Annotated in this window: 12 protein-coding genes, 1 tRNA gene and 2 pseudogenes; 2 read left to right on the top strand and 13 right to left on the bottom strand. The window is 68.2% G+C overall.

The annotated features are described in order from the left end of the window. The first annotated feature begins 44 nt into the window (after window positions 1-44). A complete protein-coding gene (locus tag ACFV9C_RS21110) occupies window positions 45-785 on the top strand; it encodes a DUF554 domain-containing protein (protein WP_380195900.1) in 741 nt (246 codons plus the stop codon). A gap of 16 nt (window positions 786-801) precedes the next feature. Here the strand turns inward: ACFV9C_RS21110 and ACFV9C_RS21105 are convergent, their stop codons facing one another. From ACFV9C_RS21105 to ACFV9C_RS21065, 9 genes and pseudogenes are all read right to left on the bottom strand, one after another. Then, entirely contained in the window at window positions 802-1,518 is a 717-nt protein-coding gene (locus ACFV9C_RS21105; RefSeq protein ID WP_380195899.1) for an ABC transporter ATP-binding protein, read from the bottom strand. Further along, the gene (locus ACFV9C_RS21100) at window positions 1,518-2,498 is read right to left on the bottom strand and encodes an ABC transporter ATP-binding protein (protein WP_380195898.1); all 981 of its coding nucleotides are present in this window, start codon (window positions 2,496-2,498) and stop codon (window positions 1,518-1,520) included. The genes ACFV9C_RS21105 and ACFV9C_RS21100 overlap by 1 nt, the downstream gene beginning before the upstream one ends. Beyond that, window positions 2,495-4,210 carry a branched-chain amino acid ABC transporter permease gene (locus ACFV9C_RS21095; protein ID WP_380195897.1) on the bottom strand — a complete coding sequence of 572 codons (1,716 nt, stop codon included), beginning with the start codon at window positions 4,208-4,210 and terminating at the stop codon, window positions 2,495-2,497. The genes ACFV9C_RS21100 and ACFV9C_RS21095 overlap by 4 nt, the downstream gene beginning before the upstream one ends. Continuing rightward, window positions 4,207-5,139 (bottom strand): branched-chain amino acid ABC transporter permease, encoded by a 933-nt coding sequence (locus ACFV9C_RS21090; protein WP_380196249.1) that lies wholly within the window; start codon window positions 5,137-5,139, stop codon window positions 4,207-4,209. The genes ACFV9C_RS21095 and ACFV9C_RS21090 overlap by 4 nt, the downstream gene beginning before the upstream one ends. 30 nt (window positions 5,140-5,169) lie before the next feature. Next, window positions 5,170-5,268 (bottom strand): annotated as a pseudogene (locus tag ACFV9C_RS21085) (branched-chain amino acid ABC transporter permease); the annotation flags it as partial. Between the two features lie 111 nt (window positions 5,269-5,379). Continuing rightward, a pseudogene (locus tag ACFV9C_RS21080) lies at window positions 5,380-5,523 on the bottom strand (branched-chain amino acid ABC transporter permease); the annotation flags it as partial. A gap of 84 nt (window positions 5,524-5,607) precedes the next feature. Further along, on the bottom strand, window positions 5,608-6,837 hold the full coding sequence (locus tag ACFV9C_RS21075; protein WP_380195896.1) for a branched-chain amino acid ABC transporter substrate-binding protein: 1,230 nt from the start codon (window positions 6,835-6,837) through the stop codon (window positions 5,608-5,610). A gap of 349 nt (window positions 6,838-7,186) precedes the next feature. Then, the gene (locus tag ACFV9C_RS21070; RefSeq protein WP_344197031.1) at window positions 7,187-7,774 is read right to left on the bottom strand and encodes a response regulator; all 588 of its coding nucleotides are present in this window, start codon (window positions 7,772-7,774) and stop codon (window positions 7,187-7,189) included. 15 nt (window positions 7,775-7,789) lie between these two features. After that, window positions 7,790-8,515, bottom strand: coding sequence for a transcriptional regulator (locus ACFV9C_RS21065; protein WP_380195895.1), 726 nt, complete (start codon window positions 8,513-8,515; stop codon window positions 7,790-7,792). Window positions 8,516-8,633: 118 nt separating this feature from the next. On the opposite strand from ACFV9C_RS21065, the gene ACFV9C_RS21060 reads away from it, so the two are divergent. Beyond that, window positions 8,634-8,707 (top strand) — tRNA-Leu (locus ACFV9C_RS21060). A gap of 582 nt (window positions 8,708-9,289) precedes the next feature. Here the strand turns inward: ACFV9C_RS21060 and pyk are convergent. From pyk to gltB, 4 genes are all read right to left on the bottom strand, one after another. Further along, window positions 9,290-10,741, bottom strand: coding sequence for a pyruvate kinase (gene pyk / locus ACFV9C_RS21055; protein WP_380195894.1), 1,452 nt, complete (start codon window positions 10,739-10,741; stop codon window positions 9,290-9,292). Window positions 10,742-10,840: 99 nt separating this feature from the next. After that, the gene (locus ACFV9C_RS21050; protein WP_380195893.1) at window positions 10,841-12,391 is read right to left on the bottom strand and encodes a metallophosphoesterase; all 1,551 of its coding nucleotides are present in this window, start codon (window positions 12,389-12,391) and stop codon (window positions 10,841-10,843) included. Between the two features lie 188 nt (window positions 12,392-12,579). Next, window positions 12,580-14,046 carry a glutamate synthase subunit beta gene (locus ACFV9C_RS21045; RefSeq protein WP_380195891.1) on the bottom strand — a complete coding sequence of 489 codons (1,467 nt, stop codon included), beginning with the start codon at window positions 14,044-14,046 and terminating at the stop codon, window positions 12,580-12,582. Next, on the bottom strand, window positions 14,046-18,569 hold the full coding sequence (gene gltB, locus ACFV9C_RS21040) for a glutamate synthase large subunit (RefSeq protein WP_380195889.1): 4,524 nt from the start codon (window positions 18,567-18,569) through the stop codon (window positions 14,046-14,048). The genes ACFV9C_RS21045 and gltB overlap by 1 nt, the downstream gene beginning before the upstream one ends. Between the last annotated feature and the right edge of the window lie 144 nt (window positions 18,570-18,713).

Genomic DNA, 18,713 nt, shown 5'->3' with positions numbered 1-18,713 from the left:
GTAGGCCCTCGGGGGTCACCTGCAAAGTCGAGTTGGAGACCAGTTTGTTCATCGGAATCGGGACCGCCGTGAACGTCGCGACGGTGCTCGTCGGTTCGGTACTCGGCGTGCTCGTCGGCCACCGGCTCAGTCACCGGACCAGGGACCTCGTCACGGACGCGATCGGCCTGGTCACGCTGCTGATCGCGATCTCCTCGGCACTCACCGTCGGTGACAAGGCACTCAGCGACGCGGTCGGCAGCAGCGCCCCGGTGCTGATCGTGCTCGGCGCGATGCTGATCGGCGGCATCATCGGCTCGCTGCTGCGGATCGAGCAGCGGCTGGAGGGCTTCGGCGCCTGGATGCAGCACCGGTTCGACCGCGGCGAGGGCGAGGGCAAGTTCGTCGAGGGGTTCGTGTCCGCGTCGATGGTGTTCTGCGTCGGCCCGCTGACGTTCCTTGGCGCGCTCTCCGACGGCCTCGGCCGCGGCGCGGACCAGCTGTTCCTGAAGGCGGTCCTCGACGGCTTCACCAGCATCGCCTTCGCCGCCTCGTTCGGCTGGGGCGTAGCAGCCTCGGCCGTCGTCGTACTCGTGGTGCAGGGTTCGATGACCGCAGTAGGAGCAGTACTGGGCGACGTACTGCCTGATGCCCATGTCACCGCACTCGGCGCCACCGGCGGCGTGATGCTCATCGGAGTGGCGCTCAGGTTGCTGAAACTCAAGCAGGTAGCGGTCGCCGACCTGCTGCCCGCACTGATCGTCGCCCCGCTGCTGGTCCAGTTGCTCGTCGTGATCCGCAACTGAACCAGCAGCGAAGGCGTCAGTCCTCGCCCAGATAGGCCTTCCGGACCGAGTCGTTCACCAGCAGGTCGCGACCGGTGCCGGACAGCACGATCTTCCCGACCTCGAGCACGTACCCGAAGTCGGCGCGCTTCAGCGCCGCCTGCGCGTTCTGCTCGACCAGCAGGATCGTCGTACCCTGCTTCTGCAGCTCGGTCACGGTGGACATGATCCGCTTCATCATCAGCGGCGACAGGCCCATCGACGGCTCGTCCAGCATCAGCAGCTTCGGCCGGCTCATCATCGCCCGGCCCATCGCCAGCATCTGCTGCTCACCGCCCGAGAACGTACCGGCCGGCTGCTTGCGCCGCTCCCCCAGGATCGGGAACAGGTCGTACGCCGCCTGCAGATCGGTGCGCACCCCCGTCGGATCCTTGCGGGAGAACGCGCCCAGCATCAGGTTCTCCTCGACCGAGAGCCGCGGGAAGATCCGCCGCCCCTCGGGCGAGTGCGCCAGCCCCCGGGCGACGATATCGTGCGCCGCCACGTGGTCGATCCGCTCGCCCTGGAACCAGACCTCGCCGGACGTCGGCCGGAGCAGACCCGAGATCGTCTTCAGCGTGGTGGTCTTGCCGGCGCCGTTGGTGCCGATCAGCGACACCACCTGCCCCTGCTCCACGCTGAAGCTGATCTTCTTCACCGCGACGATCTTGCCGTAGGCAACTTCCAGGTCCTTGACCTCGAGCATGGCCGTCATCAGACCTCACCTCCGGGTACGCCGTCCTGCGGCCTGATGTCACCGTCGTCCTCGTCGTCCTCGCCGGTGCCGATGTAGGCCTCGATCACCCGCGGGTCGGACTGCACCTCGGCGGGCGAGCCCTCGATCAGGGCCTGGCCCTGGACCAGGCAGAGCACCCGGTCGCAGAGGTTGAAGATGAATCGCATGTCGTGCTCGATCACCACCACCGCGAGGCCGGCGTCCCGGATCTTGAAGATCAGGTCACTGGCCTGCCGGGTCTCCTGCGGGTTCATACCGGCCGTCGGCTCGTCCAGCAGGATGAGCTTCGGGTCGGTGGCCAGCGCCCGGGCGATCTCGAGCCGGCGCTGGTCGCCGTACGGCATGTTCCGGGCCAGGTGCTCGGCAGACTTGCCCAGACCGACGAAGTCCAGCAACTCCTGGGCCCGCAGCCGGGTGGCCGCCTCCTCGTGCCGGAACTTCGGCCCGTGGATCACCGACGTGAACGCGCCCGCGCTGGTCCGGCAGTACCGGCCGACCATCACGTTCTCCAGCGCGGTCATGTTCGCGAACAGCCGGATGTTCTGGAACGTCCGCGCCATCCCGGCCCGGACCACGGCCCGCGGCTTGGGCGGCAACGGCGCCAGCACGCCCGGCATCGGCGGAGTCAGGCCCGGGTTCGCCTGCAGCAGCGGTGTGTCCTTCATGCCTCCGCCGCGCATCCGCTGCGGCAGGAAGAACATCGGCGCCCGCTTCTGCGCCGGCGAGGCGGCGAACCGTACCTGGCCGCTGGTCGGCTTGTAGAGGCCGGTCAGGCAGTTGAAGAACGTCGTCTTGCCGGCACCGTTCGGGCCGATCAGACCGACGATCTCGCCCTGCCGGACAGTCAGGCTGACGTCGTTCACGGCCAGCAGACCGCCGAACCGCATCGTCACACCGGTTGCCTCGAGCACCGTTTCGCCGGTCGCCGCCGGCCGGTCCACGTCCTGCACGGTGGTCATTTCGCCTCCCCGGTGACGAGTTGTTCCTCTTCGACCACGTCGGCCAGTTCCTCGTCCTCCTCGTGGAACTCCAGCTGCCTTCGTCTGCTCGCGACCAGCCCCTCGGGCCGGAATCGCATCATCAGCACCAGCAGCAGACCGAACATCAGCAGCCGGTACTCCTGGAAGAACCGCAGCTTCTCCGGCAGCAGCTTCAGGATCGTCGCACCCAGCAACACGCCGGCGATGGTGCCCATACCGCCGAGCACGATCGCGGCCAGGAGGAACGCCGACTCGATGAACTGGTACTGGTCCGGGCTCACCGCGGCGTCCTGGTGGGCCTTGATGGTGCCGGCCAGACCGGCCAGGAAGGCGCCGACCGCGAACGCGAGCAGCTTCAGCCCGAAGACGTTCACGCCCATCGCCTCGGCGGCCTTCTCGTCCTCCCGGATCGCAACCCAGCCGCGGCCGATCCGGCTGTTGTTCAGCCGGGCGAAGACCAGAATCACGAACCCGATCAGCACCAGCAGCAGGAAGTAGTAGTTCGAGAACCTGCCCAGGTCGATCGGGCCCAGGGTGTGACTGTCACCGAAGTTGAAGCCGCCGAGTTTCAGGTCCGGGATGCCCGGTACGCCGTTCGGCCCGTTGGTCAGGTTCGGGCCGTTGTTGCCGTCCAGGTTGCCCATCGTGAACCGGAAGATCTCGCCGAAGCCGAGCGTGACGATCGCCAGGTAGTCGCCGGAGACCCGCAGCGTCGGCGTACCGATGATCAGGCCCAGCACCATCGAGACACAGGCGCCGAGCAGCACCACGACCAGGAACGGCGGCTTCCAGTGCACCGTCGCGAACGCCGACTGCGACAGCACCGCGGCCGTGTACGAACCGGCACCGAGGAACGCGATGTACCCGAGGTCCAGCAGGCCGGCCAGGCCGACCACGATGTTCAGGCCCATCGCGGTGGCACTGAAGATCAGCACCTGGTTCGCGATCGACATGTTCGCGTCCGACCCGTTCTGGGTGAACGGGAACAGGAACGCGACCACGAACGCGGCCAGCGTCAGCACCCGCTTGCGGCGCTGCGCGACGTGACCGATCCACGACAGCGCACCGGTCCGGAACAGCGTCGTCGCGACCACGCCGATGAACAGCAGGCAGAGGATGAACGACCACGCGTCCTGCAGACCGAGCGCGTACGCCGCGGCGTACAGGATCGAGCCCATCAGTACGGCGATCGCCAGGATCTCGAACCAGCCCGGCAGCCGGGCCGCGCTCAGGTCCCGCAGTTGCCGCAACGGCAGCATCCACGCCGACACCGCGAGCAGTACGGCGCCCACGAGCGACACGTACCCGCCCGGGTTCACGTTGATCAGGCCGCCGGCCTGGGTGGTGATCGCGATCACGATCAGCACCATGTAGAGCGCCAGTCCGGTACCGAGCACCTGCAGCCCGAGCGTCGCGTCCAGCCAGGAACCGAGCTTGACCAACGGGCCCTTCTCGGCCAGCAGCAGGACGAGCGACAGCACCGCGCCGAGGATCGCGAGGATCTGCAGGCCGCCCGGATAGAAGTTGATCGACAGGTCGTTCAGGATCTCGCTGTTGTAGCTCCAGGACAGGAACGAGCCCACGATGAGCAGCGCCGCGCCGGCGAGGCCGAGCGGCCACGCGAACGGCTTGCCCGGCCTCGCCGCCGGCGCCTCGGCGGCCTCACCCACAGGGGTCTTGACGTCGGTCATGCCCGGTCCACCACCCTCGCGCCGAGCAGGCCCTGCGGCCTGAAGACCAGAACCAGAATCAGGATCACGAACGCCCAGACGTCCTTCCAGGTGCTACCACCGAACTGGCCCGGGATGTACTGCGTGGCCATCGCCTCGACCACACCGAGCACCAGACCGCCGACGACCGCGCCGTACACGTTGCCGATACCGCCCAGGACCGCGGCGGTGAACGCCTTCAGGCCGGCCAGGAAGCCCATCCGGAAGTCGATGTTGTTGTTCTGCAGACCCTGCGAGACCCCCGCGATCGCGGCGAGCACCGCACCGAGGGCGAACGCGACCACGATGATCCGGTCGACGTTGATACCCATCAGCCGCGCGGTGTCCGGGTCCTGCGACACGGCCTGCATACCGCGGCCGAGCCGGGTCCGGTTGATGAAGAACCACAGCACCACGGCGCAGACCACCAGCGCGGCGACCGTGAAGATCGCGGACCGCTGGATCGTCACACCGCCGACCTGCAGCGCCTTGCCGGTCACGCCGTCGAGCTGCGGGAACGGGATCCGCGCCTTCGCGCTCGGCCACGCGACCTTGTTGATGAGCTCCTTGAACAGCACCCAGCCGAGCTCCGCGGCGACCGCTGCCACCGCGGCGGCGACCGCCACCGAGCGGACGTCGATGCTGACCCGGGCCTGCTCCTTCACGGCCTGGCCGACGGCCATGCCGACCAGGGTGCCGACGACCGCGCCGCCGACGATCGCGATCACGACGTACACCGCGGAGACGTCGGTGCTGATCAGCAGCACCACGATCCACAGCGCCACCGCACCGGCCGCGCCGCCGAGCAGCGGGGCCCGGTCGAACCACTTGGTGACCGGGTTGTCGAGGTTCGCGCCGGACTGCCGGCGGCTGACCGCGTAGCCGGCCGCGATCGCGAGCCCGGCGAACACCACCACGGTCCAGCCCGGACGTTCGTAGAACAGCCGGATGAACTCCTGCAGGAACACGGAGATGCCGATCGCCGTGATCAGCGGTGCGAGACGTGGCGCGTTCCGCAGGGGACGGTACGCGATACGTTCCATCAGCACCGCGGTACTGACCGACGCGATCATCGCGCCGACGATCATCACCGGCAGGATCCACACGCTGGTCTGACCGTTGAAGAACAACAGGTACGTCGTCAGCGCACCGAACGCGCCGATCATGAACACCTCGCCGTGGGCGAAGTTGATGAGCTGCACGATGCCGTACACGACGGTGTACCCGACCGCGATCAGGGCGTACAGCGAGCCCAAGGTCAACCCGTTGACGAGCTGCTGGAAGAACTGGTCCACGTCGACCTCCCATCTGCCTCGGTTGTGACATGCCAGGGGGGTGGGAGGATCACTCCCACCCCCGAGACATGAGGTCGACCCTGCCTACTTGTTCTCGAACGCCTTGGTCTCGACCGTCGCCCACTTGCCGGCGGCAACCTTGTAGACGGTGAGCACCTTGGAGGTGGTGTCGCCGTACTGGTCGAAGGCCACCTTCCCGGTCACGCCGTCGAAGGAGACCTTGCTCATGGCATCGACCGTCGCCTGACGCGCGGACTCCACGTCCTTGGCGTCCTTCAGCGACACCTTCAGGGCGTCGATGATCGCGTTCGCCGCGTCGTAGGAGTAGCCGCCGTACGCCGCGTACGGCTCCTTGAAGCCGGCCGCGTTGTAGTCCGAGACGAACTTCTTCGCCGAGTCCAGCGAGTCCACCGGCGCACCGACCGAGGTGGCCAGGTCGTTGTCGGCGGTCTTACCGGCCAGGGTGATGTACTTCGGGTCGTAGATACCGTCGCCGCCCATCAGCGGGACGTTCAGGCCGGCGGCCTTCGCCTGCTGCGACAGCGGGCCGGCCTGCGGGTACTCACCACCGTAGTAGATGGCCTGCGGGTTCGACGGCTTGATCGCCGTCAGCGCCGCCTGGTAGTTCGAGTCGTCCGGGTTGATCGTCTGGGCCGCGGTGATCGTGCCGCCCAGCTTCTTGAACTCCTCGGTGAAGGTGCCGACCAGGCCCTGGCCGTACGCCTTCTTGTCGTGGATCGTGGCGACCTTGGTGATCTTCGCGGTCTCGTACAGGTACCGCGCCGCGAACGGGCCCTGGACCGCGTCCGTGGTGCAGGTCCGGAAGTACGTCGGGTACGGCCGCTTCGGGTCGGTCTGCCAGTTGGCGCCCTGGGTCAGGCCCGGGCCGGTGTTGGCCGGCGAGACCTGGACGATCTTCGCCGCGGCGAGGACCGGCTGGACCTGCTGGCTGACGCTGGTGTTCAGCGTGCCGACGACGCCGATGACGTCCTTGTCGCTGGAGAGCGCGGTGGCCGCGTTCTTGCCGGGGTCCGGCTTGGCCTCGTCGTCCTTCGGCACGACCTCGAGCTTCCAGCCCGGGATGGCGTTGGAGTCGTTGGCCTGCTTCACAGCGAGTTCGACAGAGTGCTGGATACCCAGACCCAGGGCCGACAAGTCTCCGGACAGCGGCGCGATGACGCCGATCTTCGCGGTCTTGGTCGAGCCTCCGGAGCCCCCGCCAGAGTTGTTGCCACTGCGTGAACCGCAGGCAGTCAGGGCCAACGACGCAACGATCAGCGTCGCGCCGACCCGTACTACGGAACGCTGGTGCACTGTTCCTCCAATGTCTGGATAGTCCCAGCGAGACCGGGACTCTCGCGCATTTGCCGCGAGCATCCGCAGGTTAGACCCGGCGATGGTCCCAAGCGAACAGCGCACTGCCTGTGTTGTGAGGTCGTTACCCCGGTAAGCATCGTCTTAGCATCTGGATGCTGACCCCGCAGGTGTGGCAGTGACATAGGGTCAGCACGCGAACTACCTCGGTGAGATTCGGTGCCGGTCAATCGGCCGGACCGCCACGGTTCGTCACGATTGCGCCGCCGGGTTCACCTCACGGTCACGACACGCCGGTATTGCAGGCGGATCACGGCCAGGTCGTGCTCACGCCGTACACAGGTAGCGCTCAGGAGTCGCCGGCCTCGTTCACCACCAGTTCGGCGACCTGCCGCATCGAGACCCGCTTGTCCATCGCGGTCTTCTGGATCCACCGGAACGAGTCCGGCTCGGACAGCCCGAACTTGGTCTGCAGGATCGACTTCGCCCGGTCCACCAGCTTCCGCGTCTCCAGCCGCTCGGCCAGGTCCGCGACCTCCCGCTCCAGCTCGGCGAGCTCGACGTACCGGGAGGCGGCGATCTCGATCGCGGGCAACAGGTCGGCCTTCGAGAACGGCTTCACCAGGTACGCCATCGCGCCCGCGTCCCGGGCCCGCTCGACCAGCTCCCGCTGCGAGAACGCGGTCAGCATCAGCACCGGCGCGATCCGCTCCCCCGCGATCTTCTCCGCCGCACTCAACCCGTCCAGCTTCGGCATCTTCACATCGAGAATCACCAGATCCGGCCGCTGCTCGATCGCCAGCCGGATCGCCTCCTCCCCGTCCCCCGCCTGCCCGACGACGTCATACCCCTCTTCCGCGAGCATCTCAGCCAGATCCATCCGAATCAGAGCCTCGTCCTCAGCGATCACCACACGCTTAGCAGTCACACCCGACACCTTATCGACCCCACGTCACGACTTAGGCCCGACAAACCCGTCCAACACCGCCACACCTTCCTTCCGACTGACCGCAACCACGTTCGGCCGCGGCCGCCGCCACTTGATACCCAGCTGATCCAGCGCATCCGTCAGTATGTTGCGGATGTCCTCAGACTCGTTGGAGAACATGTAGCGCACGTAGTAGTACTGCTTCCCGTCCGGCTTACTCGCCCAGTTCATGAACCGGCACCCGTCGGAGTGGAAGAGCCCGCGCAACAGCTGTTCGGGGTACTTGGCAACAATCTCCCGCTGCCAGTCCGCTAACTCGATCTTCCGCCGATGTTTCAGCCCCGGCCCATGCTGCGGAAACAGGCACGGCCAGTGCTTCCATCGAGCCTCCGTCCGCACGTAGCCGACGCCGCGACGCGGACACGGACTCGCGGTCGGCTTGACCAGCTTCATGGTCTCGAAGATCTCGCGATTGAGATCCGGGTACTTCTCGTCGTTGGCTATCTGCAGCGTGAACACGCCCCGCCGCGCCTTCGCGATGTGCCCGTCGCCGAGATACCACCCCAGCAACAACGCGTACGCCGCCTCATCCAACTCGGCCCCATCGCACCGCGGACACGGCGTCCCCTGAAACCCGGTCCCCCGCGGCAACCCGCGCCGCTGATACAGCCGCCGCCACCGCCTGATCGTCTTGATCGCCACACCGTGGATCTCAGCGTTGGCACGATCCGGCACGCCGTCGTCCGACATCCGCAGTGCAGAGTCCACCGTCTCCTGCGACCTGATGTGCCCCATGCCTCATCGTCGGGCACGGCACGGACAGTTTTCGGTTGGTAGCACCGATGCGCTAACATCTGTCTGGCCACATGCCCTGGTATTCCAATTGGCAGAGAACGCGGATTCAAAACCCGTACAGTGTGGGTTCGAGTCCCACCCAGGGCACCGAAATCTGTCGGTACAGCCTGCGAAGCTCGGTTGGTGTAGGACGAGCAGACGCGGGCGGTCGCACTCGATGCAATCTTCTCCGGCGATAGCCTGAACTCGATCAGCAAGCGGCTCGGGATCAGCCGGGCGGCGCTTCGGGACTGGCGCGATCGCACTGACCGCGCTACCTATGCGAGCGCGTGTCCCCGCTGTGCCGACGCGCCGCTCGACGCCGCGCAGTACGCGCATCAACACGAGATCGTTGCCGAGTACCCCGAACTGTTGCTCCGCGGCCTCTTCAACTCCGAAGGCTCCCGCGTCGCGAACTGGACCACGCGAACAGTCGCCGGCCACCCCACATGTGGTTGAGGTGCGCACAACCGCGACTGGTCGGTGTAAAGACCGACAGGACGTAGACACCCGCGGCACCTGCCACAGACGGTCCCTGAGGGTGGACGGAGCGGGCCGCGGACGGACACGTCCTGTCGAAATTCACCTGTCGCCCGACCTGCTTGGTGTTGCTCGTCCGCCGTGGACGTGTTCGAGGCGAACGGTCGGGTGACCGTTCGCCTCGAGTAGTACTTCTGCTGTCAGCTGTTCTTACGGGTTGGGGCTGCGGTAGGCGGGGGCGATGCCTTCGATGGCGTCGCCCATGCGGTGGACTCGGAGGGCGTTGGTGGAGCCGGGGATGCTGGGTGGGGAGCCGGCGACGATTACCACCAGGTCGCCCTTTTGGAGGATGCCGAGTTCGAGGAGGCGCTGGTCTACCTGGCGGACCATTTCGTCGGTGTGTTCGACGGTGGGGACGATGTGGGTGGTGATGCCCCAGACGACGCTCAGCCAGGAGCTGACGGACGGGACCGGGGTGAACGCGAGCAGCGGGACCTCGGTGCGGTAGCGGGCCAGGCGCAGTGCCGTGTCACCGGACTGGGTGAAGGCGATCAGGTACTTCGCGTCCAGCCGCTCGGCCACGTCCGCGGCCGCGCGGGCGATCACGCCGCCCTTGGTCTTCGGCTCCCACTCGATCTCCTGGACCCGGCTGAGGCCGTGCTCCTCGGTGGACTCCACGATCCGGGCCATCGTCCTGACGGTCTCGATCGGGAACCGGCCGACGCTGGTCTCGCCGGACAGCATCACCGCGTCGGCGCCGTCGAGTACGGCGTTCGCGACGTCGGAGGCCTCCGCCCGGGTCGGCCGCGGCGCGGAGATCATCGACTCCAGCATCTGGGTGGCGACGATCACCGGCTTCGCGTTCAGCCGGGCCTGGTCGATGATCAGCTTCTGGACCAGCGGGACCTCCTCGAGCGGGAGCTCCACGCCGAGGTCACCGCGCGCGACCATGAACCCGTCGAAGGCCTCGATGATCTCGTCCAGGTTCGCGACCGCCTGCGGCTTCTCGATCTTGGCGACGACCGGGAGCCGCAGCCCCTCCTCGTCCATGATCTTGTGCACGAGCTGGATGTCGGCGGCGTCGCGCACGAACGACAGCGCGATCATGTCGGCCGGCAGGTGCAGCGCCCAGCGCAGGTCCTCGGCGTCCTTCTCGGACAGCGCCGGCACGCTCACCGACACGCCCGGCAGGTTGATGCCCTTGTGGTTCGAGACCGGTCCGCCGACGGTGACCCGGCAGATCACGTCGGTCTCGGTGACCTCCTCGGCGACGAGCCCGATCCGGCCGTCGTCGATCAGCAGCTGGTCACCGGGGTTCACGTCGCCCGGCAGGCCGTCGTACGTCGTTCCGCAGATGGTCTGGTCGCCCGGCACCTCCCGGGTGGTGATCGTGAAGCGCTCACCGTAGGTCAGGGTCGCCTTGCCCTCGGCGAACTCGGCCAGCCGGATCTTCGGGCCCTGGAGGTCGACGAGGATGCCGACGTTGCTCCCGGTCTCCGCGGCGGCGGTGCGGATCCGTTGATAGATCCGTTCGTGCTCGGCATGGGCGCCGTGGCTCAGGTTCAGCCTTGCGACGTCCATACCGGCTTGGACGAGTTCCGTGATGCGCTCCGGGGCGGCCGTAGCCGGGCCGAGCGTACAAACGATCTTTGCGCGACGCACGTCACAAAACCCTACTCCTGCAAACCACTGCCCCCGCTGGTCCGCCCCCCTTACTGGACAGTTAACAACCGGGGAACTCCTCGGCGGATCGCTGAATCGTCAAGAGGACAAGGGGGTGTAGGCCCCGACGGTGATGTCGCCGGTCAGCTCGGCGGTGACCGTCTGGAGGCCGACCGGCTCGCCCTTCAGGTACGTGATCAGGGTGACCTCACCCGGCCGCCGCAGCGTGTAGCCGAGGGCGAAGGCGTACGCCGCTCCCCCGGTCGTCCCGTTCGTGTACGTCGTGACCGGCCGCCCGTCGACGACTTTGGTCTCCGGCCCGACCTGGTGATGCAGGTGCCCCGAGAGCAGCAGCGTCGCGCAGCCCCGGGAAGCGGTGTCCGCGAACGACGACGGATCATGGACGACGAATGTGGCGATCCGTTTGTCGGATGGCTGGTCGCAGGCGATGTCGGCGAGCCGCTTGGACTGGTGGTCGACGGTCTCGTCGCCCGGCTGGTCCGCGCTGCCGAGCCCGGTCTTGGTCGGGTCGCTGTCGCCGAGGAACCGGATCCCGTCGACCTCGACCGGCTTGCTGTCCAGCACGGTGAAGCCGCTCTTGCGGTACGCCGCCTCGACGTGCCCGCCGGCGTCGTGGTTGCCGGCCACCGCGACCACCTTGAAGTCCTTGAAGTGCTGACGCAGCGAGTTGACGCTGAACATCTCCCATTCCTGCCCTGACGAGGTGTCGTCGCCGGCGTCGATCAGCAGTTTCGCCCCGGCCGCCTTGGCGATCTCGGCAGCGACCGGGTCCATCCCGATGTTGTCGTGCCGGTCGTTGACCTGGATCGCGACCTTCTCGTCCTTGCCCGGCTGGTGGATCTGCCGCTTGACCCCGTTGACCTTGTCCTTCAGCTGGCCGTAGAACTGGGTCGACCGCTGGTACGTCTCGACGGCGGTCTTGATCACCCCGACCCCGCCGGTGGTGGAGAACCCGGCCGCCACCTCGACCCCCTTGAGCTGGTCATCCAGGTCGAGCTGCGGCAGCAGTTGCGCCAGCGAGATCCACTGGGTCGCGGGCGCCTCCACCCGGCGCATCCGGCCCGGCCCGAAGATCGAGGCGATCGTGATCAGCATCGCGACGAGTACGACGATCGCCCGGTGCTCGACCCGCCGTTCGTGCCGATGTACGAGGTGCCACAGCTCGCGGCGGCGCCGTACGCCGATCATCGTCCACAGCGTGGCGACGAGTACGACGACCAGGAACCCGGTTCCCGCTCCGGCGAGCGCGTCGTCGACCGCCATTTCCTGGACGGTCTGCTGGATCCGCGCGATCTCACCTTCGGGCTGGGCGGCGATCAGCGCGTCCCTGTTGATCAGGTCGGTGAGGTTCGCGGCGTCGGTCTCCTGGACGTCGATGTAGACACCGATCCCGAGTGGGTCGCTACTGGCGAGCCGGAACCGCGGCAGCACCGCGCCGAGGTCGACGGTCGCATGCCCGTCGAACGTCGGCGACACGACCGCCGCGTGCGCACCGATCGTGACCCGCTCGGAGTCGTTCACAAACGCGAACAGCCCGACCACGACCGAGGTCGCCACGAACAGCACGCTCAACGCGGCCCAGGGCGCCATCGCCCGGAGCCGCGCCTTCGTCACCAGCCGCTTGACCACGGTCCCCAACCTAGCGGCCTGCTCTATCCCACGCCCCCACCGCCACGGCCACCCGGCTCATCCCCCGCCCATCCGGCCCATTTCAGTGGTTAACCCGTCGCCGTGCCCGTTCACCTCGCGCATGCGGTGCGGGAACGGGCACTTTGCCGGGTTAACCACTGAAATGGCTCTCGGTGGGAGGACTTGGGTCAGACGGCCAGGGGGCGTGCCGTCGGAGGGATCGGGGTCGGCAGGGTCGACGAGCCGGTGAGGTGCGCGTCCACGCCGCCGGCGCAGGACCGGCCCTCGGCGATTGCCCAGACGATCAGCGACTGACCGCGGCCGGCGTCGCCGCAGGCGAACACCCCTTTGACCGAGGTCTGGTACTGCTTGTCCCGCTTGACGTTGCCGCGCTCGTCGAGCTCGACGCCGAGCTGCTCGAGGAAGCCCTCGCGCTCCGGGCCGAGGAATCCCATGGCCAGCAGCACGAGCTGCGCCGGGATGGTCCGCTCCGAGCCCTCGACCGGGGTGAAGCGACCGTCCTTGAACTCGACCTCGACCAGGTTCAGCCCCGACACGTTGCCGTCGGCATCGGCTTCGAAGTTCACCGTGGAGACGGCGTACACCCGGTCGCCGCCCTCCTCGTGCGCGGACGCGACCCGGTAGATCATCGGGTACGTCGGCCACGGCTGGTTGCCCGGGCGCTCCTCGGAGGGCCGCGGCATGATCTCCAGCTGGGTCACGGACCGGGCGCCCTGACGGTGCGCCGTACCGAGGCAGTCGGCGCCGGTGTCGCCGCCGCCGATGATCACCACGTCCTTGCCGGTGGCAACGATCTGGTCCTCGACGGTCTGCCCGAGCGCGACTCGGTTCGACTGCGGCAGGTACTCCATCGCCTGGTGGATCCCGCCGTACTCGCGGCCCGGTACCGGCAGGTCGCGCGCGGCGGTGGAGCCGGTCGCTATCACGACCGCGTCGTACCGCTGCTTGAGCTGGGTCCCGGTGACGTCCACGCCGACGTTGACGCCGGAGCGGAAGACCGTGCCCTCGTCCTTCATCTGCTGGATGCGGCGGTCGACCTGTTCCTTCTCCATCTTGAACTCGGGGATGCCGTACCGCAGCAGGCCGCCGGGCTTGTCGGCGCGTTCGTACACCGCGACCGTGTGCCCCGCGCGGGTCAGCTGCTGGGCCGCGGCCAGGCCGGCCGGGCCGGACCCGACGACCGCGATCGTCTTACCGGTCAGCCATTCGGGCGGCTGCGGCTTGACGTCGCCGGTCTCCCAGGCCTTGTCGATGATCGCGACCTCGACGTTCTTGATCGTCACCGGGTCCTGGTTGATGCCGAGCACGCAGGCGGTCTCGCACGGCGCCGGGCACAGCCGCCCGGTGAACTCCGGGAAGTTGTTGGTGGCGTGCAACCGCTCGATCGCCGACGACCAGTCGTCCCGCCAGACCAGGTCGTTCCACTCCGGGATCAGGTTGCCCAGCGGGCAGCCGTTGTGGCAGAACGGGATGCCGCAGTCCATGCAGCGGCCGGCCTGCTTGGTGATGATCGGCAGCAACGCCTTGCCGGGCCCGCCGGGGTAGACCTCTTTCCAGTCCTGCACCCGCTCCGCGACCGGCCGCCGGTCGGCGACCTCGCGGCCGGTGGTCAGGAATCCCTTGGGGTCAGCCATCAGATGGCCTCCATCATCGCTCGCGTGGTCGCGTCCTCGTCCAGCCCGTCGCGCTCGGCGGCCGCCTTGGCCGCCAGCACCCGGGCGTAGTCGCGCGGCATCACTGTGGTGAAACGCGGACCGGCGGCGGCCCAGTCGGCGAGCAGTTTCGCCGCCCGTTCCGAGCCGGTCTCCTCGTGGTGCCGCCGGACCAGGTCCCGCAGCAGCTCGGACTCGGCCTCGTCGGCCGGCCGCAGGTCGACCAGCTCCGGGTTGACCAGCGCGGGGTCCAGGTCGAGTACGTGGGCCACGCCGCCCGACATACCCGCCGCGAAGTTCCGGCCGACGGCGCCCAGGACGACGACCCGTCCGCCGGTCATGTACTCGCAGGCGTGGTCGCCGACCGCCTCGACGACCGCGGTGGCACCGGAGTTCCGGACGCAGAACCGCTGCCCCGCGCCGCCGCTGATGAACAGCTCGCCGGACGTCGCGCCGTACGCGATCACGTTGCCGGCGATGATCTGGTCGGCGGCGTCGAACCGGGCCTTGCGGTCCGGCCGGATGACCACCCGGCCGCCGGACAGTCCCTTGCCGACGTAGTCGTTGGCGTCACCCTCGAGCCGCAGGGTGACCCCGCGCGGCACGAACGCGGCGAACGAGTTGCCGGCCGACCCGGTGAAGGTCAGGTCGATCGTCCCGTCCGCGAGACCGGCGGCCTGGTACCGCTTGGTGATCTCGTGGCCGAGCATCGTGCCGACGGTCCGGTTCACGTTCCGGATCGCGACCTGCGCCCGGACCGGTTCGCCGTTCTCGAGCGCGGGCCGGCAGATCCGGATCAGCTCGTTGTCGAGTGCCTTGTCCAGCCCGTGGTTCTGCTCGACGGTCTGGTGCAGGGCCGCGCCCTCCGGCAGGGCCGGCACGTGCAGGATCGGCGACAGGTCGAGCCCGTCGGCCTTCCAGTGGTCGACCGCGCGCTCGATGTCGAGGACTTCGGCGTGCCCGATCGCCTCGTCCAGCGTCCGGAAGCCGAGCTCCGCCAGGTACTCGCGGACCTCCTCGGCGATGAACTCGAAGAAGTTCACCACGAACTCCGGCTTGCCGGAGAACCGCTCGCGCAGCACCGGGTTCTGCGTCGCGACGCCGACCGGGCAAGTGTCCAGGTGGCAGACGCGCATCATGATGCAGCCCGACACGACCAGCGGAGCGGTCGCGAAACCGTACTCCTCGGCGCCGAGGAGCGCCGCGATCACGACGTCCCGCCCGGTCTTCAGCTGGCCGTCGGTCTGGACCACGATCCGGTCCCGCAACCCGTTCAGCAGCAGGGTCTGCTGGGTCTCGGCGAGGCCGAGCTCCCACGGACCGCCCGCGTGCTTCAGCGAGGTCAGCGGCGCCGCACCGGTACCGCCGTCGTGGCCGGAGATCAGTACGACGTCCGCGTGCGCCTTGGAGACACCGGCCGCGATCGTGCCGACGCCGACCTCGGAGACCAGCTTCACGTGGATCCGCGCCCGCGGGTTCGCGTTCTTCAGGTCGTGGATCAGCTGCGCCAGGTCCTCGATCGAGTAGATGTCGTGGTGCGGCGGCGGCGAGATCAGGCCGACGCCGGGCGTCGAGTGCCGGGTGCTGGCCACCCACGGGTACACCTTCGGGCCGGGCAGCTGCCCGCCCTCGCCGGGCTTCGCGCCCTGCGCCATCTTGATCTGGATGTCGTCGGAGTTCGTCAGGTACTCCGCGGTCACACCGAACCGGCCGGACGCCACCTGCTTGATCGAGCTCCGCCGGGCCGGGTCGTACAGCCGGTCGGCGTCCTCGCCGCCCTCACCGGTGTTCGACTTGCCACCCAACTGGTTCATCGCGATCGCGAGCGTCTGGTGCGCCTCCATGCTGATCGAGCCGTAGCTCATCGCGCCGGTGGAGAACCGCTTGACGATCTCGCTGATCGGCTCGACCTCGTCGATCGGGATCGGCTGCCGGTCCGACGTGAACCCGAACAGGCCGCGCAGCGTCATCAGCCGCTCGGACTGCTCGTTCACCCGGGACGTGTACTGCTTGAAGATGTCGTACCGCCCGGTGCGAGTGCTGTGCTGCAGCCGGAACACCGTGTCCGGGTCGAACAGGTGCGGCTCGCCCTCGCGGCGCCACTGGTACTCGCCGCCGATCTCGAGCTTGCGGTGCGCGGGCAGGATCCCGTCCGCCGGGTACGCGCGCAGGTGCCGGCGGCGGACCTCCTCGGCGATCGTGTCCAGGCCGACGCCGCCGATCCGCGACGACGTACCGGTGAAGTAGATGTCGACCAGGAACGGGGACAGCCCGTTCGCCTCGAAGATCTGGGCACCCGTGTACGACGCAACGGTCGAGACACCCATCTTCGACATCACCTTGAGGACGCCCTTGCCGAGCGACTTCACCACGTTGCGGACCGCCTGCTCCGGCTCGATGCCCGGCAGGTAGGTGCCCTGGCGGCACAGGTCCTCGACGGACTCCAGCGCCAGGTACGGGTTGATCGCGGCCGCGCCGTACCCCATCAGGAGCGCGACGTGGTGGACCTCGCGGACGTCACCGGCCTCGACGACCAGGCCGACCTGGGTACGGGTCTTCTCCCGGACCAGGTGGTGGTGGATCGCCGACGTCAGCAGCAGCGACGGGATCGGCGCGCTGTCCGCGTTCGAGTGCCGGTCGGACAGCACCAGGATCCGGGCGCCGTCGGTGATCGCGGCGCTCGCCTCGGCGCACAGCTCGTCGAGCCGGGTCCGGAGCGCCTCGCCGCCGCCCTCCACGTCGTACACGCCGCGCAGCACCGTGGTGGCCAGGCCGGGCATGTCGCCGTCGAGGTTGATGTGCCGGAGCTTGGCCAGCTCGTCGTTGGTGATCACCGGGAACGGGATCACCACCTGCCGGCAGGACGCCGGGCTCGGGTTGAGCAGGTTGGCCTCCGGGCCGAGGCTGGACGACAGCGAGGTCACCAGCTCCTCGCGGATCGCGTCCAGCGGCGGGTTCGTGACCTGCGCGAACAGCTGCGCGAAGTAGTCGAACAGCAGCCGCGGCCGGTCGCTCAGCACCGCGATCGGGGTGTCGGTCCCCATCGAGCCGATCGGCTCGGCACCGGTCCGCGCCATCGGGGTGAGGATGAGCCGCAGCTCCTCTTCGGTGTACCCGAACACCTGCTGGCGGCGGGCCACCGACGCGTGGCTGTGGACGACGTGCTCGCGCTCGTGCAGGTCCTCGAACCGGATCAGTCCGGCGTGCAGCCACTCGTCGTACGGGTGCTCGGTCGCGAGGGCGTTCTTCACCTCGGTGTCGGTGATGATCCGGTGCGCGTCGACGTCGACCAGGAAGATCCGGCCCGGCTCGAGCCGGCCCTTCTCGGTCACGGTCGCCGGGTCGATGTCCAGTACACCGGCCTCGGACGCGAGCACGACGAGACCGTCGTCGGTGACCCAGTACCGCGAAGGGCGCAGACCGTTGCGGTCCAGCACCGCGCCGACCTTCGTACCGTCGGAGAAGACCACCGACGCCGGGCCGTCCCACGGCTCCATCAGCGTCGAGTGGAACTCGTAGAACGCGCGCCGCTTCGCGTCCATCGTGGTGGCGTTCTCCCACGCCTCCGGGATCATCATCAGCATCGCGTGCGGCAACGAGCGGCCACCGAGGTGCAGGAGCTCCAGGACCTCGTCGAACGACGCGGAGTCGGACGCCTCCGGCGTACAGATCGGGTAGAGCTGCTCGAGGTCACCAGGAATCAAGTCGCTCGAGAGCAGGGCCTCGCGGGCGCGCATCCAGTTCCGGTTGCCCTGGACGGTGTTGATCTCGCCGTTGTGGGCGATGTACCGGTACGGGTGGGCCAGCGGCCAGGACGGGAACGTGTTCGTCGAGAACCGGCTGTGCACGACGCCGATCGCGGACGCCAGGTCCGGGTCGGTCAGCTCCGGGAAGAACTTGTCGAGCTGGTCGGTGGTCAGCATCCCCTTGTAGGTGATGGTCCGGCCGGACAACGACGGGAAGTACGTCGTGGTCTCCTTCTCGGCGCGCTTGCGCAGCCGGAAGGCCATCCGCTCCAGCGCCAGGCCGAGCACGCGGCCCGCCTTCGCGGTCACGAACAGCTGCTTGAACGTCGGCATCACCGAGCGCGCGGTCGCACCGAGCAGGTCCGGCGTGGTCGGGATGTCCCGCCAGCCGACGACCGTCAGCTGCTCCTCCGCCGCCAGCTCCTCGATCCGGTCGACCGCCTTCGCGGCGTCGTCCGGGTCCGCCGGCAGGAACGCGATACCGGTCGCATAGCTGTGCGGCGCCGGCAGCTCGAAGTCACACGCCTTCCGGTAGAAGGCGTCCGGCACCTGGATCAGGATGCCGGCACCGTCACCGGAGTCGGGCTCGGCACCGGACGCGCCACGGTGCTCGAGGTTCCGCAGGGCGGTCAAGGCCTTGGCCACGATGTCGTGGCTCGGTTCACCGGTCAGGGTCGCGACGAAGGCCACACCGCACGCGTCGTGCTCGTGCTTGCCGTCGTACAGACCCTCGCTCGGGAATGGGGGGACACCGAACATTCAGGAGCTCCCGTCGTCCTACGGTCAAAAACAACTGGCCGCGGGACAACACTGGCCCAAGCCGGGAGTCCCGAGACTACCTCATGACGCCCGCCAAATGGACTTCCTGTCCACCGCGCAACGCCTTGATGACCCTCAGTAAGC

The sequence above is a fragment of the Kribbella sp. NPDC059898 genome, assembly GCF_042730855.1.
Taxonomy (GTDB): domain Bacteria; phylum Actinomycetota; class Actinomycetes; order Propionibacteriales; family Kribbellaceae; genus Kribbella.
This window is presented reverse-complemented; position numbering and strand designations above follow the sequence as displayed.